The 23,848-nt window shown below is 64.2% G+C and carries 24 protein-coding genes; 8 read left to right on the top strand and 16 right to left on the bottom strand.

What is annotated here, in order from left to right:
• Nucleotides 1-7 precede the first annotated feature (7 nt).
• From FJV83_RS27420 to FJV83_RS27410, 3 genes are read left to right on the top strand one after another with little or no spacing between them, the layout of a single operon-like run.
• Nucleotides 8-595, top strand: coding sequence for a hypothetical protein (locus tag FJV83_RS27420; protein WP_142885474.1), 588 nt, complete (start codon nt 8-10; stop codon nt 593-595).
• The gene (locus tag FJV83_RS27415) at nt 592-1,197 is read left to right on the top strand and encodes a hypothetical protein (protein ID WP_142878295.1); all 606 of its coding nucleotides are present in this window, start codon (nt 592-594) and stop codon (nt 1,195-1,197) included. Before FJV83_RS27420 ends, FJV83_RS27415 begins: the two co-directional genes overlap by 4 nt.
• Nucleotides 1,194-1,769, top strand: coding sequence for a hypothetical protein (locus tag FJV83_RS27410; RefSeq protein WP_142885473.1), 576 nt, complete (start codon nt 1,194-1,196; stop codon nt 1,767-1,769). The genes FJV83_RS27415 and FJV83_RS27410 overlap by 4 nt, the downstream gene beginning before the upstream one ends.
• A gap of 207 nt (nt 1,770-1,976) precedes the next feature.
• Here the strand turns inward: FJV83_RS27410 and FJV83_RS27405 are convergent, their stop codons facing one another.
• The 4 genes from FJV83_RS27405 to FJV83_RS27385 all read right to left on the bottom strand — a co-directional run bounded on the left by FJV83_RS27405 (nt 1,977) and on the right by FJV83_RS27385 (nt 7,135).
• A complete protein-coding gene (locus FJV83_RS27405; RefSeq protein ID WP_142885472.1) occupies nt 1,977-3,275 on the bottom strand; it encodes a hypothetical protein in 1,299 nt (432 codons plus the stop codon).
• 221 nt (nt 3,276-3,496) lie between these two features.
• Nucleotides 3,497-4,513: an ABC transporter permease gene (locus FJV83_RS27395; protein ID WP_038648308.1), complete on the bottom strand. Its 1,017-nt coding sequence runs from the start codon at nt 4,511-4,513 to the stop codon at nt 3,497-3,499.
• Nucleotides 4,510-6,093: a sugar ABC transporter ATP-binding protein gene (locus FJV83_RS27390; RefSeq protein WP_142885471.1), complete on the bottom strand. Its 1,584-nt coding sequence runs from the start codon at nt 6,091-6,093 to the stop codon at nt 4,510-4,512. The genes FJV83_RS27395 and FJV83_RS27390 overlap by 4 nt, the downstream gene beginning before the upstream one ends.
• A 94-nt stretch (nt 6,094-6,187) precedes the next feature.
• Nucleotides 6,188-7,135: a substrate-binding domain-containing protein gene (locus tag FJV83_RS27385; protein WP_095776046.1), complete on the bottom strand. Its 948-nt coding sequence runs from the start codon at nt 7,133-7,135 to the stop codon at nt 6,188-6,190.
• 354 nt (nt 7,136-7,489) lie between these two features.
• On the opposite strand from FJV83_RS27385, the gene FJV83_RS27380 reads away from it, so the two are divergent.
• Nucleotides 7,490-8,188 carry a RibD family protein gene (locus FJV83_RS27380; protein WP_142885470.1) on the top strand — a complete coding sequence of 233 codons (699 nt, stop codon included), beginning with the start codon at nt 7,490-7,492 and terminating at the stop codon, nt 8,186-8,188.
• Between the two features lie 12 nt (nt 8,189-8,200).
• Here the strand turns inward: FJV83_RS27380 and FJV83_RS27375 are convergent, their stop codons facing one another.
• Nucleotides 8,201-9,085 carry an SDR family oxidoreductase gene (locus FJV83_RS27375; protein ID WP_095793860.1) on the bottom strand — a complete coding sequence of 295 codons (885 nt, stop codon included), beginning with the start codon at nt 9,083-9,085 and terminating at the stop codon, nt 8,201-8,203.
• Nucleotides 9,086-9,163: 78 nt separating this feature from the next.
• Between FJV83_RS27375 and FJV83_RS27370 the strand changes: the two genes are divergently transcribed.
• Nucleotides 9,164-9,994: a helix-turn-helix transcriptional regulator gene (locus tag FJV83_RS27370; RefSeq protein WP_095793861.1), complete on the top strand. Its 831-nt coding sequence runs from the start codon at nt 9,164-9,166 to the stop codon at nt 9,992-9,994.
• A 29-nt stretch (nt 9,995-10,023) separates the two neighbouring features.
• Here the strand turns inward: FJV83_RS27370 and FJV83_RS27365 are convergent, their stop codons facing one another.
• A complete protein-coding gene (locus tag FJV83_RS27365) occupies nt 10,024-10,470 on the bottom strand; it encodes an SRPBCC domain-containing protein (RefSeq protein WP_142885469.1) in 447 nt (148 codons plus the stop codon).
• A gap of 216 nt (nt 10,471-10,686) precedes the next feature.
• Between FJV83_RS27365 and FJV83_RS27360 the strand changes: the two genes are divergently transcribed.
• Complete coding sequence (locus tag FJV83_RS27360; RefSeq protein WP_142877984.1) at nt 10,687-11,313, top strand: class I SAM-dependent methyltransferase; 627 nt, start codon at nt 10,687-10,689, stop codon at nt 11,311-11,313.
• Here FJV83_RS27360 and arsK read toward each other — a convergent pair.
• The 9 genes from arsK to FJV83_RS27315 all read right to left on the bottom strand — a co-directional run bounded on the left by arsK (nt 11,277) and on the right by FJV83_RS27315 (nt 20,068).
• Nucleotides 11,277-12,572: an arsenite efflux MFS transporter ArsK gene (arsK, locus tag FJV83_RS27355; RefSeq protein WP_142885468.1), complete on the bottom strand. Its 1,296-nt coding sequence runs from the start codon at nt 12,570-12,572 to the stop codon at nt 11,277-11,279. The genes FJV83_RS27360 and arsK overlap by 37 nt on opposite strands.
• The gene (locus FJV83_RS27350) at nt 12,569-13,954 is read right to left on the bottom strand and encodes an NAD(P)-binding protein (RefSeq protein ID WP_142885467.1); all 1,386 of its coding nucleotides are present in this window, start codon (nt 13,952-13,954) and stop codon (nt 12,569-12,571) included. Before FJV83_RS27350 ends, arsK begins: the two co-directional genes overlap by 4 nt.
• Before the next feature lie 43 nt (nt 13,955-13,997).
• Nucleotides 13,998-14,318: a metalloregulator ArsR/SmtB family transcription factor gene (locus FJV83_RS27345; protein WP_095776054.1), complete on the bottom strand. Its 321-nt coding sequence runs from the start codon at nt 14,316-14,318 to the stop codon at nt 13,998-14,000.
• A 65-nt stretch (nt 14,319-14,383) separates the two neighbouring features.
• Nucleotides 14,384-14,806 carry an arsenate reductase (glutaredoxin) gene (arsC, locus tag FJV83_RS27340; protein WP_095776055.1) on the bottom strand — a complete coding sequence of 141 codons (423 nt, stop codon included), beginning with the start codon at nt 14,804-14,806 and terminating at the stop codon, nt 14,384-14,386.
• Nucleotides 14,803-15,504 carry an MIP/aquaporin family protein gene (locus FJV83_RS27335; RefSeq protein ID WP_142885466.1) on the bottom strand — a complete coding sequence of 234 codons (702 nt, stop codon included), beginning with the start codon at nt 15,502-15,504 and terminating at the stop codon, nt 14,803-14,805. The genes arsC and FJV83_RS27335 overlap by 4 nt, the downstream gene beginning before the upstream one ends.
• 7 nt (nt 15,505-15,511) lie before the next feature.
• Entirely contained in the window at nt 15,512-15,844 is a 333-nt protein-coding gene (locus FJV83_RS27330; protein WP_142885465.1) for a helix-turn-helix transcriptional regulator, read from the bottom strand.
• A 66-nt stretch (nt 15,845-15,910) separates the two neighbouring features.
• Nucleotides 15,911-17,824 (bottom strand): diguanylate cyclase, encoded by a 1,914-nt coding sequence (locus FJV83_RS27325; RefSeq protein ID WP_142885464.1) that lies wholly within the window; start codon nt 17,822-17,824, stop codon nt 15,911-15,913.
• Between the two features lie 169 nt (nt 17,825-17,993).
• Nucleotides 17,994-18,944, bottom strand: coding sequence for a trypsin-like serine protease (locus tag FJV83_RS27320; RefSeq protein WP_095776059.1), 951 nt, complete (start codon nt 18,942-18,944; stop codon nt 17,994-17,996).
• Nucleotides 18,944-20,068, bottom strand: coding sequence for a hypothetical protein (locus FJV83_RS27315; protein ID WP_142885463.1), 1,125 nt, complete (start codon nt 20,066-20,068; stop codon nt 18,944-18,946). The genes FJV83_RS27320 and FJV83_RS27315 overlap by 1 nt, the downstream gene beginning before the upstream one ends.
• Before the next feature lie 103 nt (nt 20,069-20,171).
• Here FJV83_RS27315 and FJV83_RS27310 point away from each other — a divergent pair, with 103 nt between their 5' ends.
• Nucleotides 20,172-21,863, top strand: coding sequence for a hypothetical protein (locus tag FJV83_RS27310; protein ID WP_142885462.1), 1,692 nt, complete (start codon nt 20,172-20,174; stop codon nt 21,861-21,863).
• Nucleotides 21,864-21,960: 97 nt separating this feature from the next.
• Here FJV83_RS27310 and FJV83_RS27305 read toward each other — a convergent pair whose 3' ends face one another.
• Nucleotides 21,961-22,866, bottom strand: a complete 906-nt coding sequence (locus tag FJV83_RS27305) for a LysR family transcriptional regulator (protein WP_142885461.1) — start codon at nt 22,864-22,866, stop codon at nt 21,961-21,963.
• A 93-nt stretch (nt 22,867-22,959) separates the two neighbouring features.
• Between FJV83_RS27305 and FJV83_RS27300 the strand changes: the two genes are divergently transcribed.
• Nucleotides 22,960-23,844: an aldo/keto reductase family oxidoreductase gene (locus FJV83_RS27300; RefSeq protein ID WP_142885460.1), complete on the top strand. Its 885-nt coding sequence runs from the start codon at nt 22,960-22,962 to the stop codon at nt 23,842-23,844.
• The last annotated feature ends 4 nt before the right edge of the window (nt 23,845-23,848 follow it).

The raw sequence follows: 23,848 nt of genomic DNA, 5'->3' as shown, positions 1-23,848 counted from the left end.
ATTTGGAATGTTCAGGACTGCCCGCTCAAAAGTTCAAACCTGGATCACGGCCGGCGCGGGGACCATCGCTGCGCTGTTCGTTGCCGGTCTGATGGGCGCTTTCGGCGCCCTGCCCGCCCACGCTCCGCCGCAATTGCCGCTTGATGCCGCCATCGATGCCGGGCGCTGGCGCGTCCAGCCGGTGCGCGCCTATGTCAGCCACGCCAGAACCTATGGCGTGCTCTTGAAGCCCGGCCAGAAGGCGCTGGTGCTGGAGGCCGACATGACCAACCGCACCGCGCAATCCGATAAGGCCTATTTCGATGTCTTCAAGCCGGACGGCATCACCTTGCCCGACCCCATGCCGACGATCGCGCTAATCCGTGATTCGACGCTGACGCCGGAACTCCATCCCGGCATGACCGAGCGCATGGCCTATGTCTGGCCGCTGGCCGGCGACGCCGCTGTCCCGGCCAGCTTGAGCTTCGGCGTCACCGCCGAGATCTTCAACCCGCGCGACAACCTCTACGGCATGCCCGGCTGGTTCAATCCCTACCGGCTCGGCACCATCACCTTGCCGGTCGCCGACGTGCCGGCGCCGGGAACCGGCTCATGAGAATCCGCATCCTCGGCAATCTCGTCATCCTCGCCAGCACCGTAGCGCTGAGCTACGGCATGCAGGTGTCGAAACCACATTATGCCGACCTCACCGCGCCGATCCCGGTCGATGGCGCCATGCGCGACACCGTGCGCGCGCGCAGCTTCGATGTCCGGCTCGACAAGGTCGTCTTTGCCCGCGCCCTGAAAACCAACCAGTTCGGCCAGGAAAGGTCTTTGACCACCAGCGGCCTGTGGGCGGTGGTATCGACCAATCTCACCGCCACCGCCGCCTCCACAACGGTTGCCGAGGGCACCTGGCAAGGCCCGACCGGGCTGCGCTACCACCAGACGGAGCGGCTCGGCTACCGCCAGGACATGCCGCCGCATGGCGTCGATCCGGGCCTGGAGAAGCGCGGCCTGTTCGTGTTCGAAATACCGCCCGACCAGATCCGCGGCGCCAGCCTGCTGATAGCAGCGCGCCAGTTCGCCCCGCTCGACGCCCAGGCGCGCATCAGCCTCGATGGGGTGCCGACAAGCGCCGACGGCCAGCCGGCGGATGTGCTGCCGGAATTCGACTTGGATGCCCCGCAGGCCCAGACACTTCAAGGCAAGTCATGAGCGCCGTTTCTACCGGACCGATCGCCGGCGAAGACCGGCAGCCCGAGAAAAAATGGCGGCGGCGCAGCCTTGTGGCGCTTGCCATCCTGCTGCCGCTGACGCTGGCCGAGACCAGCTATGACAGCCTGCGCGAATGGCTGCATGGCGAGGATCTCATCGCCCGGGATGTCGATTTCGGCCAGGCCGTGCCGTTCGGCGGCAGCGACTGGAAACTGGCCGATCTGCGCGGCGGCAAGGCCGGCCGCCTGCCCGACCACGCCTTCGCCGTCATCGCCACGTTCTCGGTCAAGATAGGTGACCCCGACCTGCAAAAGCAGTGGCTGGGCTGTAAGCTGATGCTGACCGACGCCGCCGGGCGCCGCTGGCTGCCGGATGCCATCAGCGGCGTCAGCCTGCCGGCGGGCGTGATGAACTGCACCTCGGCGATCTTCTCCGGCGCCAGGAAGGGCGACACCATCATCATCGGCGACACTTTTATTGTGCCGGAGGATGCGGTGAAAACCATCCGCCCGGCCGTCGGGTTGGGCAGCGAGCGGCCGTGGTTTCTGCGCTTCCAGCGGCCGCCGAAATAGCTACTTTCTCCCCGTCACTATACGGGAGTTGAGAAGCGGTCCGCGAAGCGGACGAAAAGCCAATTGCTTGGCTTTTCGAGTGACGAACGCCCGGCAGGGCAATGAGGGGCAGCGCCAACGCTCCGGTAAGTGGCTGATTTGCCCAACGTCGCGGTCAGCACCGGCTTTGCGTATCCAAGCTCAATTCTTTCACGTCAGCGCCGCCCCTCATCCGCCTGTCGGCACCTTCTCCCCGTGAACGGGGCGAAGGGAACTCAGCGAAAACGCCGTCTCCAGCACCGCGGCCAGAAAACATATCCTGATCGGCTCGATCAAAATGCCGGTGGAGGAATCCTGGAACGGGCTGCCGAACAGCAGCGTCACCCCGTGCGAGAAAATCTGCCAGACATCGAGTTCGTGCGGCCCGATCAGCCGCGTCGCGCCGAGCCACAGCCAGGCGGCGCCCCAGTCGATGAGGCGATAGCCGACGATCAGCGTGCACAGAAGCAGCAGGCTGGAACTCACCGTCAGCCGCACGCCATTGGCGATCGGCAGATAGCGCGAGCGGTAGCCGGCGATGAAATGCTCGACGAAGTCGCGCAGGAATTTCGGCAGGCCGGCATAGCGCGCGCCGAAGCGCTCCACCCGATCGTGCACGCGCATCAGGGCGGCATCGTCGCGCACGTCATAGCCGTAGATCAGCGCCGCCATGACCAGCCAGATCAGCGGCAGGAGCATGTAGAAGAACAGGTTGACGGCCACCGTCGAGGGCGCGATCGAGGTGATTTCGACCGGCACCATCGGGGCCGCATTCGCCCCCGGCACCGGGCTCGCCAGCCCGTCGGCGGTGGCCTGCAGCACCGACCAGAAGGAGCGGCTCATCAGCCATTGCAGCGCCGTGTCCTTCCAGCGGCTGATCACATAGAGACCGACGAAGATCCAGTTGGTCTCGCAGATCACCACCACGATCTGCCAGAACGAGGCGGTCTTGGTTTTCGTCTGCATGAACTTGGCCAGCCGGCGGATCAGCCAGGACACCGCCACCGAGATCAGCAGCCAGCGCGAATCCAGCACGTCGAGCACATTTCCGGCCTGGCCGAAATCGGCCTGGTCGAGCGTGGCGCGCGAATATTGCCGCACGATATCGCCGAGAAACCCCCAGGCCGCGTAATAGGCGAAGAAAGGCAGCAGCGCGATGGTGATCATGCGCACCAGCCGCGAGCCGCGCCGGTCGGCAGTGTCCTGTTGCTTCGCGGCCTTGTCGGCGCCGCGCTGTGCGGCCAAGACATGCGGCAGGCCGGGGCGCAGCACATGGAACGTCGCCACCGTCACCACCAGCTGCGCCAGCGCCACCAGCGTCAGCATGGCAAGCCCGGCGAAATGATTGGCGAGCGCCACTTTCGCCGCCAGCTGCAGCAGGAGATCGCCGGCCAGCACCCCGGCCAGCACCAGCGCGACAAGCTGCGGCCAGAAGCGCCGCAGCAGCGAAAAACTCAAGCTGATCGGCCTGATGATATCGGCAAACATGAGGTCTCTCACGATGCCACCCGCCCCAGGCCTTTCTAGCAAGGCCCGATCGTTTTGCAACCGGGCCGGGAAATGGATGGTCGTGCTGCGGTTTGATCAGGCCAGGCAGTTGGTGCCGGGTTCGGCGCGGATTATCGAGGAGCAGTTGCCGGGGTGAAAGTGCTGGTGCGAGGCGCCCTCTGTCCGGCAGGACAGAGGGGGTGAGCGCAGACCTCTTGCCCTTACCTTCGCACCCGCGACTTCAGCCACCGGTCAAACGCCACCGCCAGGATCAGGATGAGCCCGATCACGATGCTTTGCGTGTAGGACGAGACATTGTTGAACTGCAGCCCGTTCTGCAGCACACCGATGAGCGCCGCGCCCACCACCGTGCCGCCGACCGAGCCGATGCCGCCGAACAGCGAGGTGCCGCCGATGACGACGGCGGAGATGACCGTCAGCTCGTAGCCGATGCCGGCGACCGCTTCCGAGGAATTGAGCCGCGCCGACAGCACGAAGGCGGCAAGCCCGGCGAAGAAGCCGACGATGACATAGACCGAGACAAGGATGCGGTCGACGCGCAGGCCCGAGAGCCGTGCCGCCTCTGCATTGCCGCCGACGGCGTAGACGGCGCGTCCGTAGCGCGTGTAGCGCAGCACGATGTGGCACAGGATCGCGGCGATGGCGAAGATGATGGCCGGCACCGGCACCGGGCCGATCAGCCCCGTGCCGAACCAGCGCATCGAGGCGTCGAAACCGGAGATCGGGCCGCCATTGGAGATGGTCAGCGTCAGCCCCCGAAACACCGTCAGCCCGCCCAGCGTGACGACGAAGGGCGGCACTTTCAGTCGGGTGATGGCAAGCCCCTGCACGCCGCCGGCGGCGGCGCCGACGATGACTGCGGCGAGCAGCGCCGCGAACCAGCCATAGCCCTGCGTGCCTGAGGTCGACAGCGACAGCGTGTTGGCCGCACCGCCCTTGGCGACGACGGCGGCGACCATGCCGCAGAAGGCCAGCAGCGAGCCGACCGAGAGGTCGATGCCGGCGGTGAGGATGACGAAGGTCATGCCGAGCGCGATCAGCCCGGTGATCGAGATCTGCCGCGTGATGTTGAACAGATTGATCGGGTCGATGAAGCTTGGCTTCAGCACGGTGAAGACGACGACCAGCGCCGCCAGGAACAGCAGCGGCCCGAAACTCATCAGCAGCCGCGCGATCGTCGCGCCGCCGCGCTGGCTCTGCTCTTCGGCGATGCTCATCGTGCCTGATCCTCCGCATCCTGCCCAAGCGCATCTTGGCTGTCGAGCGCCATCAGTTCCATCAGTTTTTCCTCGTTTGCCTCGACGCCCGGCATCTCACCGGTGATGCGGCCCCGGCGCATGGTGACGATGCGGTCCGACACCGCCAGCACTTCGGGCAGCTCGGACGAGATCATCATCACCGCGATGCCGCGCGCCGCCAGTTGCACCAGGATCTGATGCACCTCCGCCTTGGCGCCGACATCGACGCCGCGCGTCGGCTCGTCGACGATCAGCACTTTCGGGTCACGCGCCAGCCAGCGCGCCAGGATCACCTTCTGCTGGTTGCCGCCCGACAGGCCCTCGATGGCCTGCTCGGCCGAGGCCATGCGGATCGACAGCATTTTCCTGAAGCCCGACAGCGCGTCGCGCTCGCGCCGCTCGGCCATGAAGCCGAAGCCGTTGCTGAACGTGCCGAGCGAAGCGACGGAGAAATTGGGCAGGATGCCGAGTGCGGCAAAGATCGCCTGGTGCTTGCGGTCTTCCGGCACCAGGCCGATGCCGAGCGCGATGGCATCCGCCGGTGAGGCCGGCGCGATCTGTTTGCCGTCGAGCGTGATGGTTCCGGCGGCGATGCGGTCGGCGCCGAAAATGGCGCGCGCCAGCTCCGTGCGGCCCGAGCCGACAAGCCCGGCGACCCCGAGGATTTCGCCGGCCTTGACGTCGATGTCGACGCCGTCGAGCACGATGGCGTGCGGCGCCTCGGGGTCGCGCACGGTGCGCAGGCCGCGCACCGACAGCACGACATCGCCGGCCACCGCGCGCTGCACCGGCCGTGCATAGAGTTCGGAGGCGGCGCGGCCGACCATCTTCTCGATGATCCGCGGCAACTGGATCGGTCGTCCCTTGTCGCGGTCGAGATGCCCGGCCAGCCGGCCGTCGCGCAGCACCGTCATGCGGTCGCAGATGGCGGAGGCCTCCTCCAGCCGGTGGGTGACGAACATGATGGCGACCTTGTCCTGGCGCAGCCGGCCCATGATCGACAACAGACGCTGCACCTCGGTCTCGGTCAGCGCCGAGGTCGGCTCGTCCATGATGATCAGCCGGCTTTTGAGCGACAGCGCGCGGGCGATCTCGACCAGCTGCTGCTCGGCCACCGACAGCGCCGAGACCGGCGTCATCGGATCGATGGAGAGGCCGACGCGGGCGATGATGTCGCGGGAATCCTGTTCCATGCGCCGCCAGCTCACCAGCCCCAGTGGCCCGACCGGCGCGCGGCCGATGAAAATATTCTCCGCCACCGTCAGCGTCGGGATCAGGCTGAGTTCCTGGTAGATGGTGACGATGCCGAGCCGCTTGGCATCCTGCGGGTTGGACGGCGCGTATTCGGCGCCGTCGAAAATGATGCGCCCGCTGGACGGCGGCATGACGCCCGACAGGATTTTGAGCAGCGTCGATTTTCCCGCGCCGTTCTCGCCGAGCAGGCCGAGGATTTCGCCGGGGCGGATGTCGAGCGAGACGTCGCTCAGCGCGGTCACGCCGGCGAAGTGCTTGGTGACGCCCTCGACGGCAAGCAGGACAGGCGCGGCTTCAGCTGGCAAGGGTTGCTCCCGTATTGCGGTAAGTGGCGGGAGCGCGCCCGCCTTCGGCGCGCTGTCCCGCCAGCCTTGCTAATGAGCCTGTCTCCGCCAAGTTCTACTTCGTCTCGCTCAACCTCTCGGCCTTGTCGAGATTGTCCTTGCCGATGACGATCGGCGTCAAAAGCACCAGCTTCTCCTTCGGCTCGGTCTTGTTCTTGGCGTAGGCGACAGCGATCTGCACGGCGGTGCGCGACTGCTGGCCGGGGAACTGTTCGACCGTGCCGGCGAGCTTGCCGTCGCGCACGGCAACCAGCGCTTCCGGCAGCGCGTCGAAGCCGTAGATCTTGACGTCGGTGAAGTTGCGCGCCGCGCAGGCTTCGAGCGCACCGAGCGCCATGTCGTCATTGGCGCAGATGATGGCGTCCGGCTTGCCATTGGCGGCGAGCCCGGCTTCCGTCACCGACAGCGCCTCGGCGCGGGCGAAGTTCGCGGTCTGCTCGAAGATGATCTGATACTTGTCCTTCAGGGGATCGAGCACATTGTGCACGCCCTTGTTGCGATCGATCGCCGGACCGGCACCCGGCTGGCCCTGCAGGTGGAACAGCTTGGCGCCGTTGGGGAACGCCGCCACCATGGCCTGCGCCTCCGCCTCGCCGCCCTTGACGTTGTCGGCGCCGACATGGGCGAGAATGCCCTGGACACCGTCGACGCGGCGGTCGATCGTCACCACGGGAACACCAGCCTTGACCGCTTCCTCGATGGCCGGCGCCAGCGCGTTGACGTCGAGCGGCGAAATCACGATGGCGTTGACCTTCTGCACCAGCGCCGCCTCGATGTCGGCGGTCTGCTTGGTGGCCGAATTCTGTCCGTCGCTTTCGGTCAGGTTGACGCCCTGGGCCTGCGCTTCGGCCTTGATCTCGTTCAGCATGTGCACGAAGAACGGAAAGCCGAGATTGGGCACCGAACCCAGTATGGTCAGCTTATCCTCGGCGAACGCCGAACGTGCGGCCAGCATCATGGCGCCCGCGGCCACGGACGTCATCAGGAATTCACGTCTGTTCATGGTTGATCTCCTCCACAAGAACGCACGCCCCGGAAACCGGGACGGTTTCAGGAAGGATCATGCGTCGGTTCAAAGTGTTGGAGCATCCTCCTTGCGCGGGACAGCGCATGCCGCTCCAGCTGATCGCCGTGCAAAAACCGCCTCCCATCGGCATCAGCCAAGGGATGCTAACCCAGGGTCAACCATTTGTGCAACATCGATATAACAGCGCTGGGGGCGAATTATCGGAATTGTCGGAATTTTGGCCAACCCGACCTGCCCGGCTTCCATTCCGGGGCCGCGGCCCTAGTTTGACCCCCGAGTCATTCCTGAAGCTCAGTCCTTCCCGAAAATCCGTCCATCCCTGGAGAAACCATGAAGCCGCACGTCATCTGCCATATGCTCGCCTCGCTCGACGGCGGTCTTCATCCGAGCCGCTACACGGCCAGCCCGGACGGAACTCGGGCCGAGTGGTCAGGCCTCTATGAGCAGATCCACGGCGATCTCCAGGGCGACGCCTGGATTGTCGGCCGCGTCACTATGGCCGAGATGAGCAAGGCCGGCGCGCACCCACCGGCGCGAATCGGCAAGGTCGAGCGGCCGCATCATTTCGCGCAACGCGACGCGGGCACCTATGCCGTGGCGCTCGATGCCTCCGGCAGGCTCCATTTCGCCAAGCCGGATGTCGGCGGCGACCATGTCGTGGTGCTGCTTGGGCGCGACGTCTCCGACAGCCATCTGGCCGAGCTCGCCGCCGACGGCGTGTCCTATATCGTGTCGGAAACGGCCGAGATCGATCTCGCCGCCATGCTCGAAGTGCTCGGGCGTGAGCTCGCAATCCGCCGGCTGCTGCTCGAAGGCGGCGCCGGCATCAACGGCTCCTTCTTCGCGGCAGGGCTTGTCGATGAATTAAGCCTGCTGGTCGCGCCCGCGCTCGATGCGCGGGCGCGAAACCAGGGTTTTGTGGAATTCGGCGAAAGCGGCCTCGCCGGCAAGATGCAGCTGTCGCTGAGAAGCTGCGAAACCCTGGCGCATGGGCTCATCCATTTGCGCTACGCCGTCAGCCCTGGCTGAGGCCGCAGCCCATCAGGGGCGCATGGCGTCGAGATCGGCGATCAGCGTCGGGCCGGTCGGGTGCCAGCCGAGCCGTGCCTGGGTCAGCGCGCTGGAGGCTGGCAGGTCCATGGGGGCGAACATTCCCATCCAGCCGAAATGCTCCGCCGCCTTTTCCGGCGCGATCGAGACGACCGGCAATTTCAGGCCCCGGCCAAGCGCCTCGGCGATGGCGCGCACCTCGACGCCTTCCTCGCCGACCGCGTGATAGCGCGCACCCGGCTGGCGCTTTTCGACGGCAAGCCGGTAGAGCCGCGCGGCGTCGGAGAGATGCCCCGCCGAATAGCGGTTGCGGCCTTCGCCGACATAGGCCGAGACGCCCTTTTGCCGCGCGATCTCGATGAGCGGCGAGATCAGCCCCTGCTTGACCGGATTGTGGACCTGCGGCAGGCGCACGACCGACAAATTGATGCCGGCCTCCAGCAAGGCATTGCCGGCGAGTTCGGAGGCGATGCGCGGATTGGGGTGGCTGGCGTTGAAGACGTCCTCGACCGCCAGCTGGCCATGTCCGGGGCTGCCCATGCCGACGCCCGAGGTGATGACCAGCGGCCGGTCGGATCCGGCGAGCGCCTCGCCGAGCGCCGCGATGACTCGGGCGTCCTTTTCGCAATTCTCGGCAAAGCGCGAAAAATCATGGTCGAAGGCGGTGTGGATCACGGCATCCGCCTTTGCCGCGCCGCTGCGCAGGCTCGCCGGTTCCTCGAGGGTTCCGCGATGCACTTCGGCGCCCGCGGCCGCCAGCGCGTCGGCGCCGGCATCGGAGCGGGTGACGCCGATCACCTGATGGCCGGCCTGGATGAGTTCGGGAACGAGCGCCGAGCCGATGAAGCCGGTGGCGCCGGTCAAAAAGATACGCATGCAAAATCTCCTGCACAGTTGCCCGCGCAGTATCTCCGGTCTATTATTCCATTAAAGTAGTGATCTTATCATGGTATAATGGCTAACAGGATGCCCACCCCCGGTTCGCTCGCTGCCTTCCTGAAAGACCGCCGCACCCGGCTCGATCCCGCTTCGTTCGGCTTCTCCGGGCGCCGGCGCACGCCGGGGCTGCGCCGCGAAGAGGTCGCCCAGCGCTCCAACATCAGCCCGACCTGGTACACATGGCTGGAACAGGGCCGTGGCGGCGCGCCTTCGGCCGATGTGCTGAACCGCATCGCCAAGGGGCTGCTTTTGACCGAGGCGGAGCGCGAACATCTCTTCATGCTCGGGCTCGGCCGTCCGCCCGAGGTCCGCTACCGGGGCGACGAGGGCGTCAGCCCCCGGCTGCAGCGCCTCATCGACACGCTCGAGGCCAGCCCCGCTTTGGTCAAGACCGCCACCTGGGATGTCGTCGCCTGGAACCGCGCCGCCGAGATCGTGCTGACCGACTACGGCACCATCCCCGCCGGCCGGCGCAACATATTGCGCTTCATGTTCCTCACGCCCCACATCCGCGCCAAGCAGCATGATTGGGAAAACCTTGCCCGTTTCGTGGTCGGCGCGTTCCGGGCCGATGCGGCGCGCGCCGGCGCGGTCTCCGAGGTCACCCTCCTGGTGGACGAACTGTGCAGCGGCAGCGCCGAGTTCGCCACGCTGTGGCAGGAGAACGACGTGCTCGCGCATGGCGACGGGACAAAGCGCCTGAAGCACCCGGAACTGGGTGACATCGAGCTGGAATATTCGTCCTTCGCGGTCGATGGCCGGCCGGACTTGAACCTGACGGTCTACAACCCGGTCGACGGCAAGGTCGCCGACCGCATCCGGGCTTTGGCCAAGCGCCCGAGGTAACCACCGGCGCCGCTGCGATGGCGCCCTCTTCAACGCCGCTCGCACACCGCCTTCAGGATCTGCAAGGTCGGACCCCAGTAGAGATTGGCGTGCGGACGGATCGCCGGTTCGGCGAAGTCGCTGAGCGTCAGCGTCAGCAGTGTTCCCCCATCCGCCGGCGCCAGGGCGAAACTGACCAGCGTGTGGTTTTCCGGCACGTCCGCCAGGCGCGAGGCCGACAGCGTGCTCCAGTAGCTGTAGGAGAACAGCCGCTCCGGCTCGAACGCGCGGACAATGCCACGGTTCTCGAACGCCATGCCATGCAGCAGCCCGCCTATCACGATCGCGCCGCCGGCATGCCCCTCCAGGCTGACGGTCAGCTCCTCGTCGGACATCCATTGCGGGATCATCGCGGGCGTCGTCAGCACGCGCCAGACCCTGGCCGGTTCGGCGGCTATGGCGACGGCCTTGACGATCGGCGCGGAGGGATCGGTCATCCCTGCATTTACCGCGACTGCCGGGGGAAAGTGTAGCGCAATATCGGTTGCCACTTCCGCGCAATGTCAGCCGGCAGCAATCTGTGCCTTGGCGGGAACGGCGCCTGCTGGATCAATTCTTGCCGGTCTGAATAATCGTGCTTCCACAAATTGATCACCGGCCGGCCATCGCGACTGATATGCTGGACGGTGTCACCAAAAGTGAGGGCCGGCCCGATGGAAAAAGAGGCATCGCAGTTGCACTGGAACGCAGCATATGAATCGAAGGGCGAGGACGGCGTCAGTTGGTTCCAAGATAATCCCGAGCCCTCGCTTTCGTTGATCAAAGAGATTGCCGAGCGCAGCTCTGCCATCGTTGACGTTGGCGGCGGCGCCTCTCGGCTGGTGGATAATCTTCAAGAACAACAGTTTGAGGACGTCACTGTCCTGGATCTGTCCGCTACGGCGATCGCGGCGGCTCGCGATCGGCTGGCTGGGACAGGCGGGCACATCGATTGGATTGTTGCCGACATTCGCACGTGGTCGCCGAGGCGACTTTACGATGTCTGGCATGACAGGGCTGCCTTCCATTTCATGGTCGACGAAGCCGATCGTGACGCTTACCTCGTCACACTCAGGCGGGCACTCGCACCCGATGGCTACGCGATTATCGCGACGTTCGCACTCGACGGGCCGGAGAAATGCAGCGGCCTGCCCGTTCAACGATACGACGCAAGCAAGCTCGCCCAAGTCCTTGGATCCGGCTTTGCACTTGTTCGCACACTCGACCATCTGCACCTGACGCCATGGGGCTCCTCTCAGTCCTTTCAGTTCAGCGTTTTCAGACGAGCACCTGACATGTAATCCGGCGCTGCCGTAAAACTGTCCGCGCCCGGCGCAGCCGCATTGGCCATGCCGCCCTTTTCACCCTTGCGCGACTGCCGGCTGATCAGCGCGACGGCGGCGAAGGCGGCGATGCCGAACAGGCCGACCACGACGTTGAGCCACAAGGCCGGGAAGACGCCGAGGCCCGATATCATCAGGGTCAGGCCGAACGGGGCGAAGGCGGAGCTGAACTGGCGCGCTGCCGTGATCCAGCCGACATAGGAGCCGTAGCGTTCCTGGCCGAACAATTCGAGCGGCAGCGTGCCGCCGACAATGCTCATCAGGCCCGAGCCGAAGCCGAAAAGCACGGCAAACAGCATGGCGCCGGAAACGGAGGGCGCCACCATGAGCAGCACCGCAAGACCGCCGGCCAGTGTGGCGGTCGCGCCGAGCGCCAGCGATGTCTGCGACAGGCCGCGGCCGAACAGCATGTTGACCAGCCGGCTTGCCACTTGCGACGGGCCGAACAGGCTGGCGACCAGCACCGAGGCGCCGCCGAGGCCGACCAAAGTGAGCAGCGGCACCATCTGCACGAGGATTGCCGAGAGCATGAAGCCCTCTATGGCAAAGCCGGCCAGCACCAGGACGAACAGGAGCGACCATCGCCGGCCGGGCGCTGACCCCGACAGGCTCGCCGTGACCGGAACGATCCTCTCCCGCGCCTTGCCGATACGGCTGGAAAGCCGGGCCAGCCACCAATGGATCGGCAGGCAGACAAAGGCGTTGAGCGCGGCAAACAGAGCGAGAACCTCGCGCCAGCCGAGGTGCTGGTGCAGCAGCGTCGTCAGCGGCCAGAACAGGGTCGAGGCGAAGCCGGCGATCAAGGTGAGATGGGTGATGCCGCGCCGCGCACCGCCGAGCTGTACGATGGCGACGAAGGCCGTGCTGTAGAGGACGAAGCAGGAGGCGAGTTCCATGGCCAGCACGCCTATGGCAAAGCCGGCGCGCCCCGGCGCCAACGCACACAACAGCAAGGCGCCCGCCGCCGCCAGCGAACCCGGCACCATCAGGCGCCCCGCCCCGACCCGGTCCGCCAGGCTGCCCGCGAACGGCGCCAGGATGGCGCTTGCCAACAGCGACACCGACAGCACGGCGAACACCCATTGCTGCGACCAGGCGAGTTCCGCCGCCACCGCCGGCGCCAGGATGCTGTAGCTGTAGTAGAGCGTGCCGTAGCCGACGATCTGAGTGGTGCCCAGCGCCCAGATGGCGGAGGCAGGAATCTTGGCGTCGCTCACTCGGCGGCTTCCATCTTGCCGGCGCAGCCGCAACCGCTTTTGCCGGCGGCCTTGGCGTCGGCATCCGCTACGCAGCAGGCATCGATCGCCGCCGGCGCCGGCCCTCCGCAACAGCCCCGCGAAGCGCCGCCCGCCGGCACCGTGCAGACGCCGGTTTCGGGCAGCACCAGTTGCACCGCGTCGGCCGCCGCCATGTCGCCGGCGAGCGCCGCCGCGACCGAGCGCACCTGTTCGTAGCCGGTCAACAGCAGGAAGGTCGGCGCACGGCCATAGCTCTTGATGCCGACCGTGTAGAAGCCGGGCTCCGGATGGCTGAGTTCGCGGTGGCCGTGCGGCGGCACGTCGCCACAGGAATGCTCGTTGGGATCGATGAGCGGACCGAGCGCCTTGACGCCTTCCAGCCACGGATCGAGATCGAGCCTGAGCTCCCGGGTCAGCGACAGGTCCGGGCGCTGCCCGGTCGCGGCGATGATGCGGTCGACAGGGCCGAGTTGAGCCAGGCCATCCCCGCTTTGCCCCTCGACGATCAGCCTTCCGTCATGCTCGCGGATCGCAAGCGTGGCAAAGCCCGTCACCAGCTGGACGCGGCCGCTTTCGGCGAGGTCGCGGATATCGGCGCCGAGTTCGCCGCGCGCCGGCAACTGGTCGGCGTCGCCGCCGCCATAGATGCGCACGAGGTCGGTTCCGCGCACCGCCCAGATGAAGGCCGTGCCGGGCGCGGCCTCCGCCAGCCTGGCCAGGTCGAGCAAGGCATTGGCCGCCGAGTGGCCGGAACCGGCGACCAGCGTCGTGCGGCCGGCATAGAGCGCGCGGTCGCGGCCAAGAATGTCGGGAATTCCATACGCGATACGGTCGGCAAACTCCGCCTCGCCCTCCGCCGCGATGCCGCCGGCGCCGAGCGGGTTGGGCGTGCGCCATGTCCCCGAGGCGTCGATGACCGCGCGGGCGCTGTCGCGCCTTGTCCCATCGGCGGTTTCGACGACGAGCATGAAAGGCCGCGTCCCGCGCTCGCTGCCGCGCACCTTGTCGGCGCCCCAGCGCGATATGGCCACGACACGCGCCTTGGTCTCGATCGCCGGCGCCAGTTCCGGCAGGTTGGCGAGCGGCTCGAGATAGTGCGCGACGAGTTCATCGGCAGTGGGAAAGGCTTCCGCGTCCGGCCTCCGCCAGCCATGGCCTTCGAGCAGCCTTCTCGCCGCCTCATCGACGCAATAGCGCCAGGGCGTGAACACCCGGACATGGCCCCAATCCCGCAAATTGGCGGCGACACCATCGCCAGCTTCATAGACCTTTACCGGCAGGCCCCTGGCGATGAGATGAATGGCGGCGGCCAGGCCGACCGGACCGGCGCCGATGACGGCGATGGGCAGATCGTTTTGCATCAGCTTCTATCCTTCCGGTATTATCGAAATAACAGGCAAAAATTCAGGCAGCCGCGTCTTCCGCTGCCGGATTGCAGGCGGCATCGGCGCAGCATTCGTCGGCCAGGAAGCCGATGAGATCGTTCATCATGGGATAGTTGGCGCGACAGATCAGCGTCGTCGCCTGCCGCTCCTGGCTGACCAGCCCGGTCAGGATCAGGCGGTGCAGATGGTGCGACAGCGTCGAGGCGGCGATGCCGAGGCTCTCCTGCAGGAAGCCGACCGGCCGGCCCGCTTCGCCAGCCCGCACCAGGATACGATAGAGGTTCAGCCGCGTCGGATTGCCGAGCGCTTCCAGTTGCTTCGCTGCTTGTTCGAGTTTCATGGAAATAGCATGCGGCCGGCGACGGAAACCGTCAAGTCCTATTTCGAAGAATATCGAAATAGGCTTCAGACGACCCGCTTGCCGCTTGCGTCGACAACGACCTCGCCGTCCTCCTTGGTGAACGGGCCGATATCCGGATTGGGCAGGATATCGAGCACCTTTTCGGACGGCCGGGCCAGCACGACGCCGAGTGGTGTCACCACGATCGGCCGGTTGATCAGGATCGGATGCGCCAGCATGAAATCGAGGATCTCGTCGTCGCTCCATTTGGGATCGCCAAGGCCGAGTTCGGCATAGGGCGTGCCCTTCTCGCGCAGCAACTGGCGCGGCGTCATCGCCATCGCCTCGATCAGTTCGACGAGCCTTTCGCGCGACGGCGGCGCCTTCAGATATTCGATCACCCGCGGCTCCTCGCCGGACTGGCGGATGATCGCCAGCGTGTTGCGCGAGGTGCCGCAGGCCGGGTTGTGATAGATGGTGATGGTCATTGCACGGCCTTCATCTCAGTGACGGTCTTGTCGGTGAAGGTCTTGGGTTCGGCCAGCAGCCATCCGGCCAAGGCCAGCGCCAGCAGCGCGCCCGCCAGTTCCGCTGCCATGAAGGCCGGCACATCGGAGGGCCGGATGCCGGCAAACGTGTTGGAGAAGGCACGCGCAATGGCCACCGCCGGATTGGCGAAGGAGGTCGAGGCGGTGAACCAGTAGGCCGATGTGATGTAGAGCCCGACCAGCCAGGGGATGGCATCGCCCCGGAAGCGCAAGCCGGCAAGGATGGTGAAGACCAGGCCGAAACTCGCGACCAGTTCGGCCAGCCACTGCCCGTGCCCGCTGCGCACCGTCGCCGACACCTCGAGCAAGGGCAGGTCGAACATGGCATGCGCGACCAGCGTGCCGGCAAGGCCGCCGAGAATCTGGACGGTGATGTAGCCCAGCACGGCCAGCCAGCCGATGTCGCGCCGCAGCCCGAAAACCAGCGTCACGGCCGGATTGAAATGGGCGCCGGAGACCGGCCCCAGCGTGGTGATCAGCACCACCAGAATGGCGCCGGTGGGAATGGTGTTGCCGAGCAGGGAAAGTGCGACATCGCCGGTCAGCCGGCTGGCCATGATGCCCGAGCCGACCACCGTGGCAACCAGCATGGCGGTGCCCAGCGCTTCGGCTGCGAGGCGGCGTCGAAGGTCGGTCATGTCAAGCTCAACATTTGCAGGTCACGGCCTGGAGGATCGGCTGGCAAAGCTCCGGCGCGCCATTGCAGCAATCCTCCATCAGATAGGCGAGCAGATCGCGAAACCCGGTCATGTCGGCGGTATAGCGGATGCTGCGCCCGTCGCGCTCGGCACGCACCAGTTCGGCCTGGCCGAGGATCTTCAGATGCGCCGACATGGTGTTCTGCACCGCACCCAGCCGCGTCGCGATCTCGCCCGCCGGCACGCCGTCGGTCCCGGCCCGCACCAGCAGCCGGAACACCTCCAGCCTGGTTTCCTGGCCGAGCCCGGCGAGCGCCTGCAATGCTGTTGCCTTGTCCATCAATCCACATATCCAGATTTATGGATTAGTGGCAGTAGACCATGACAGTGGTGTGACGGCGATGGCTCACGCTTTGCGCCGGGAACCCGTCGTGCGTGGTTCGCTCAGATGCGGGCGCCAGCCATGCACGCGATCCCGCCCGGCGGCCTTGGCGCCATAGAGGGCCTCGTCGGCGCGCCGCAGCAGATCGGCGATCTCGATCTCGGCACTCCCGTCGAAAGTGGCGACCCCGATGCTGACGGTGACGGTGCCCTTTTCGCTGCCGGCATGCGCAAGCCGAAGGTCGCGCACCTTGCCTCTAAGGGTCTCGGCGATGACGAAGGCGCCTCTGGCGTCGGTCTCGGGCAGGACGAGCGCGAACTCCTCGCCGCCATAGCGGGCCGCCGCGTCGGCCGGCCGCCGCGCCGTCGCCTCGATGCAGCGGCTGACGGCGCGCAGGCATTCGTCGCCCGCCGGGTGGCCATAATGGTCGTTGAACCGCTTGAACCAGTCGACATCGATGATGAGCAGGCTGAGGGGTATGGCGTTGCGCCTGCCGCGGGCGAATTCACGCGCCAGCGCATCGTCGAAGGCCCGCCGCGTCAGCAGTTCGGTCAGCCCGTCGCGATGCGCCAGGAGGTTCAGCTTCTCGTTGGCGGCCAGCAATTTCGCCTCGACCTGCTTGGCCTCGGTGATGTCGGAGAACACGCTCAGGCTACCGCCATCGCCGGTCGGCCGGGTCCGCACGTCGAGCCAGCGCCCGTCGGCGAGTTGGACCTGGCGGTGGCTGGCGACCTTCTGCGAGGCCATGATTCTGGCGATCCAGTCTTCGACCGCGTCGGGCGGCGTGATCCCCTCGCCGCGCGCCGCCGAGGCGCGCAGGATATCGCGGTAGTCGGCACCGGGCACCCGTATGTCGGCCGTCTTCGGAAACATGGCGCTATACCGGGCGTTGCAAAGCACCATCTTGTCGTCCGGGTCGAACATCACCAGGCCGTCGGCCATGTGCGTCAGGGCGTCTCCGAGCCTGGCCTGGCTTTCCGCCAGTTCCTCCTCCAAGTGCTTGCGTACGGTGATGTCGCGATTGTGCGTAATCAGCCCGACGATCGCTCCGCTTCTGTCCCGAAAGGGCGCTTTCAATGTCGACAGCCAGCCATTGGTCCCGTCGTCGTGGTGAAGGCGCTGTTCGATGGTGGATGAGGCGCCCGAGGCCAGGACGGCAAGCTCGTCCTGGCGGTATCCCTGCGCCGTTTCGCGTGGAAAGAAGTCGAAATCCGTCTTGCCGATCAGCGCCTTCGCGTTGGCCGCATGCATCAGTTCGGCGGTTGCCGGGTTGGCGGCGATGAACCGTCCTTCGAGATCCTTGACGTTGAGGCAATCGGGCAATGTCTCTACAACGGCCTTGAAGATGCGTCGGGACTGCAATGCATCGAGGCGCCGCCGCTCCTGGTAAAGCGTAAGCCCCGACAGTGCCACCGAGACGAAGATGAGCAAGGTGGAGGGAAGCACCACCTTTGGCAGAACCGTCTGCAGGACGGAATGCGGCAGGACGCTGAGGCCGAGCAGCGATCCGGCCGCGGTCGCCGCGCCAAGGATCATGATGTCGGCCATGGTGGGCGCGCGGCCCCTGAGCGCAAGGTTGCCGCCGACACCGACCAGCATGGTGGCCGCGATCCCGACCGCGCCGGCGAAGGCGCCGATGCCGCCCTCGAAGGTCCGGAAGGCACCGGCCATGACGCCGGCGACGATACCGGCGACGGGACCGCCGAAGAAGCCGGCAATGGCGATCATCGTCGCCCGGAGATCGACCAGCACGCCCGGCTGCAACTGCATGGGAGTCAGCATCAGGACGATGGCGCCGGCGCCCATCAGCAGGCCGAAGGCCGCGGCCTTCACCGGGGCCGGCCTGCGATCCAGCCACACATGCGTGTGGATCCAGACCGAAACGAACATCGCAACGACCGCGAGATTGGCCAGCAATTCGGACCAGGGCGAACCCATGCTTCACGCGTCCATGATGCGTCGGCCAAGCGCGACGCGGCCTCCTGTGGATATGCCGGGCATGGAAACAAACCGTTACAGATCGCGTTTAGATTGTTCGAAAATCGGCTTCCAGAGGTTGCTGGACCTGTCAACGGACCTCATTTGGGTGTGCCATTAGACATCATCGCTATTTCATCACGGGTGGAGCGCAGTCTGGATCGGTGCCCCCTTCACTGACACCGGATTTTCTCATCCACTCGAGAACATCGATCCTGCCGATCAGCGTATATATCCCGCCAGAGCCACAATCGCCGTGCCGCGGAAAAAATTGCTGGACAGGCAACGCGCGGGAAACGATCCCAACAGGGATCAGATTACCCTCAACGACGGCAAAGGCCGGCCCGCCACTGTCACCTGCACATGTATCTCTGACCATCCCATCTGTGGGTACAGCGCCGGCGACAAACTCCTTGAATGGCTTGCACATGAAATGCCGAGCTATGGGATCCGCACAGGCAAACGAGTTTACATCGACGATGGTTTCTCTCTGCAGGCCAATCGAACTCTCCTCGTCGCCTTCGAAGCCGTAACCGGCAACCGTAACGCGACGTGGGAAATTAGGGTAAAAATCGCCAGCACGCTTGATATCACTAAGCAAACCATAAGAACCGCAAATGGGTTCTCGGGCCGAATTGAGGAAAAGATCGATCTCCTTATCAATCACCACCAGCGCCAGATCATCACCCCTTGGTGGGTATGCGTTACAATCGTAGTTGCCAAAACGAGAAACGAACTTGCCGTGGACCCAACGATCCTCAGAAAAAGGGCTATTGGTGATGTCGAAATCACGATCTCCACAAGTGCAATGCGCAGCCGTAAGGACAAATTTTTTCGATACGAGCAGGCCACTGCAAGCACTAAGCTGACCTTTTTGGTAGAATCTCAATCCAACCACCTGGCGGCGGCTGCTCGGCCAGCCTCCAGCTACTTCGATGCCCGTATTGGTCCTATCTGGCGGCGTCACTTTTACGCCGGCAGGCCACTTACCGGGCATAAGCGGACCTTCTCGAGCCGACATCATGGACGTCGAACACAGAAGAACCAGCGCAATCAGCAGAAGCCTAAAGTAAGCTTTCATCAGTGGTTCTCTTGCGCATAACACCGATCACGGGCCAACGGCCAGTATTTGTTACAGTAGGCTATGTCGGCTGTGGTGAGGGCTGCATCCCTGGACCCGTTGCCGCCACTTAGCAGTGCTTGCTTGTATGCCTCCGCATCAGCTGACCCTTCCGAACTTGCGAGCTTCGCGGCAGCAACATTCGCGAGATTGGCCTGGCTGTTCGACTTGGCGGCATCCGCATTTAGAGAGGCGGATTTTGCTCCGGCCGTGCCGGCTGTCGCGGAATCGACGACGGCGCTCACAATGGCAAGCGGGAGTTTTACGGCGGCCAACACCTCGGACGGCTTGTCCACCATCACACTGATGAGTGCGCCGTCCTCGAATTTTATCTCTGTGGAGCGTGTTACGAAAGCAGATCGGTTTATGTCGATCCTATATATTGGCTCGTCATTCGCGAAATCACGCGGGACAAGCATCACTGTTTTCCCATTAAGGACAACATGAACCATCCGAGATGCCGCTCTACGGTAATATATTCCAGGCATAACGCTCTTCGGCAGTCTATAAAGTTGAATAGGAGATCCAGTTGACTTTCCTAAAGATAATAAATCGCACCCTGGGCTCCAGACTCCCGGCCGAAGCTCTACTTCGACACATGATTTACTGCCTTTCAGTATATCGTTGCTTTTTTTGGCAGCCACAGAATCGAATGGGTCAAACGCAACCTCTTGGAGCAATGGTTTGTCCGCTGGTGCAGCGCGGAAATGTGCGGCGATTTTGGCCAGTTCGACGAGTATGTCACCTGTCCTGTCCGTCAACGTAGCCGAGACCGATGCCAGCAGGCCAGTTTTATCGAACGTGACAGTAATCTTGTCGTCCGAGAGGCCGGAGAGAGACAGACCCGTCTCAAGAGCGAGGGCGGAATCCTGAACAGCGATAGGGTCAACAGTAACATTCTCGGCTTTGCCTTCACCAAAGATTTTAACATCCAGAAGGTGTTTTGGAAGGTAGTAAGTGCCCGCTCTTTGTTGCGTGTGCTCTATTTCGTCTCCGCCAACTTTGTAGCTTTGAACAGCAGAGCACGCGCTAAGGCATAACAAAAATCCGGCAAAGCCGGACACCGGACCGTTATTCAGCTTCATTTTTTGGCACCCCCATAGCCAATGGTGGTCAGCCTATTATAAAATCCTTGCCCGTGGCAAGATAGCGCCAAATAAATTTCGACCGTCAACGCTGGTGCGATAAATGAAGCTCAAGGTGCAAATGGCGTGTTTATCTCTTATCAACTTGTTGTACCTGAGCGAGCAGAGCTTTGGTCAGGACGCGCGATCCGATCCCGGTTCAAGCGCTTGGCAACAGCTAGGCGGCGCGGCCGATCACTATACGCTGCCTAGTCGACCAACAATATCCCTCAATCCGCTCGCAACAAACGGATTTGGTTCAGCAGACTCGTTACGGTTGAAAATCACAAACTTTTCGCTACCCGGTGCTCTCGACCAGCGTCTCCCGGCTGGTCCTGATGCAGTAGATATCTCCCGATCGGATGCGGCGATCGGTGGAACGCTTGCGGCACCCGACCGGAATGTCACAATACAGGAACAGGCCAATAGCGTTTTTGATCAATTGACAGGCCTCGCGCAGGCCAGCGTCTTTGCTTCGAAATGGCAAAGAAAGTTTGGCAAGCCAATGCCGGCCAAGATGATGGATTTTTTCGACAACCCCACATTGAAAATCCCAGACTTCTTGCCGAGCGACGATGTGGGCCGCAACACGTTCATCAGCCTGCATGGCCCGTCTCAGCTTGAAGTAGAGCCCGACGTGGCATCTGATCGTATCCTTAAGGGCTACGGGAATCTTGAAACGCCAACTTTGGTGGTCAACAACCTGTCGACACCATCCGCGAAGTCTTCGGCCGCAGACTGTGGCGAAGCTGTCCGGACCTTGCGGCGGGAGGTATCTTATGGTGGAATTTCGAAAAATCTCATCGACGGTTTTAGCGAGATATGCCTATTCGGCGGCCAGAAAGATGACCTCACGGCGCAACAGATGAAACTGGCAAAACGGTGCGCGGAAACCTACAACGCATACATATCAAGTTGTTTCGGAACGGTTGCCGACGATATCACTCAAACGATCAACGAACACGTTGGGGTTATTTACGCTTTTGACACCTCGCAACCGCAGAGACAAAGAATCCTCTGCTCTGGTGCTGCCATAACCAACGCTCGCGTCCTTACCGCGAAACATTGCTTGGCCGGGCTCAGTGGCCTCGGGGCGAATGTGCGGTTAGGTTACATACCCATGTCGATGACCACGCCCGCCTTCGCGGTCAAAAGACTGGAACTGTCGGTCGCCGGCGGCGGATGGGACGCTGTACAGATGGGAGACTTGCCAAGATTCCTGAGCGGCAACCCCGATCTGGACGACTTGGATACCGATGCCTTGGTATTGGTTCTTGACACCGAGAACGATCCGAAATCTCGAATTGAACTGGCAGCGCCCAAGGATTTCGACCATGTTGTTCTTGCCGGCTTTCAGCGATTGGCGGTCAACGCAATACAACTGAAGGCGCGGCTTGAAAACAAGTCAATTCCCTATGACCATGAGCTCATCGAAACCGGGACTTGGCGCCAGGCCTTTCGTTTTGATGGATCGCCCACCTGTCTGGTGATCCATTATACTGACACGGACGCGGCTTTGTTTAAACTTGGGAAACGTTCGATCGGACATTTTTGCCAGTCGCTCGGCAACGCAAGTGGAAGCGCTCTATTCAAACCGGCCGATACCAGCACCCCGATGGAGGTTGTGGCCGTACACTCAAGAGCACTTTATCAGAGCGATCTACCGGGCGGAGATGTACTCGAATCGATGCGTCCGAAGAATGCGGCTTTGGCCGTCGACGCCCCGTTGAGGACTGCTAAGGTCTTCGACAATTGATCATGCCAGGTGAGCCACCGTTCATCTCGGCGGGGCTTCCGCCAGCCATCTTCGCTCTTTCGCCCAAATTGTGCGTGAAGCGTGGGATGTATTCCCATCAGCCCCAGCGCATACCACCGACAAAGTCGATGAACGCCCTGAGGGGCGCCGGTGTGAGGCGGCGGCCGGGATAGTAGAGGAACGGGCCTGAGAATTCCTGCCACCAGGGCTTCAGCACCGGCTCCAGCCGGCCATCGTCGAAATAGGGGCGCAGCCAGTCCTCGAACAGCGAGACGATGCCGCCGCCGGCCACCGCCACCTCGAGCGCAAGCGCCATGGCCGTGCCGGTGCTGACCAGCAGCGGGCCGGTCGGCTCGACGCTCACCACCTCGCCGTCGCGTTCGAACTCCCAGGGCGGCGTCAGGCCGCTGGCGAAGCGGCCGCGCAGGCAGGCGTGACGGAGCAGGTCGCGCGGATGCTCGGGCCGGCCGTGCCGGTCGAGATAGGCCGGCGCGGCGGCGGTGGCGTAGTGCTGCCGGCGCGGGCCGATCGGCACGGCGATCATGTCCTGCTCCAGCCGCTCTTCATAGCGGATGCCGGCATCGCAGCCGCTCGCCAGTATGTCGACGAAACTGTCCTCGGCGGTCACTTCCACGCGAATGTCGGGATAGGCGGCGAGGAAAGGCGGCAACAGGCGCGGCAGCACCAGTTTCGCCGCGACGACCGGCACGTTGAGCCGCAGCGTGCCGGCGGGGCGGCCGCGAAAGCCGTTGACCACGTCGAGCGCCGCCTCGACTTCGCCGAGCGCCGGACCCAGCCGCTCGAGCAGGCGCGCGCCGGCCTCGGTGGGCGCGACGCTGCGCGTGGTGCGGTTGAGCAGCCGCACGCCGAGCCCGGTCTCCAGCCGCCGCACCGTCTCCGAGAGGCTGGAGGCGCTGACATTGCCCACCCGTGCCGCCTCGCGAAAACCGCCGGCGCGCGCCACCGCCATGAACGCTTGTAGGTCGCCGAGATCCGCTGCCATTGTTCGCCTTTTCGCACAGGTTGTGCCGATTGCACCATATTATCGCGCATGCGCGCTTTGTCTACATTGGGCCGATCCACAGGAGATGAGACCATGACTGACATCAGCAAGGCCGGAACCTTCAAACTCGGCGACCGCACCGTAAAGCGCCTCGGCTACGGCGCCATGCAACTGGCGGGACCCGGCGTCTTCGGCCCGCCCAAGGATCGCGACGCAGCCCTTGCCGTGCTGCGCGAGGCGATCGCCTGCGGCGTCGACCACATCGACACATCCGACTTCTATGGCCCGCACATCACCAACCAGATCATCCGCGAGGCGCTGCACCCCTACCCCGCCAACCTCACCATCGTCACCAAGGTCAGCGCCCGGCGCGGCGCCGATGCGTCCTGGCTTCCCGCAATGTCGCCCAAGGAGCTGACCGAGGCCGTGCAGGATAATCTGCGCAATCTCGGGCTTGATGTGATCGAGGTCGTCAACCTGCGCTCCATGCATGGCATCCACGGCCCCGCCGAAGGATCGCTCGAGCCACAGTTGAACACGCTCGCCGAATTGCAGCGCCAGGGCCTCATCCGCCATATCGGCATGAGCAACGTCACAGCGACCCAGATCGCCCAGGGGCGCGGCATCGCCGAGATCGTCTGCGTGCAGAACCAGTACAACATCGCGCACCGCGACGACGACGCGCTGATCGATGCGCTTGCCGCCGACGGCATAGCCTATGTGCCGTTCTTCCCGCTCGGCGGCTTCACGCCGCTGCAGTCGGACACGCTGGCCAATGTCGCCAGGAAACTCGGCGCGACACCGATGCAGGTGGCGCTCGCCTGGCTGTTGCGCCGCGCGCCCAACATCCTGCTCATCCCCGGCACTTCCTCGCTCAGTCATCTCCGCGAAAACCTGACGGCGGCCGAACTCGACCTGCCGGCCGATGCGCTCAAAGTGCTGAACGGCATCGGCGGTGAAGCCGAGCAAGCGGCATAAGGCA

It is taken from the genome of Mesorhizobium sp. WSM4307 (assembly GCF_007003945.1).
GTDB lineage: Bacteria > Pseudomonadota > Alphaproteobacteria > Rhizobiales > Rhizobiaceae > Mesorhizobium.
This window is presented reverse-complemented; position numbering and strand designations above follow the sequence as displayed.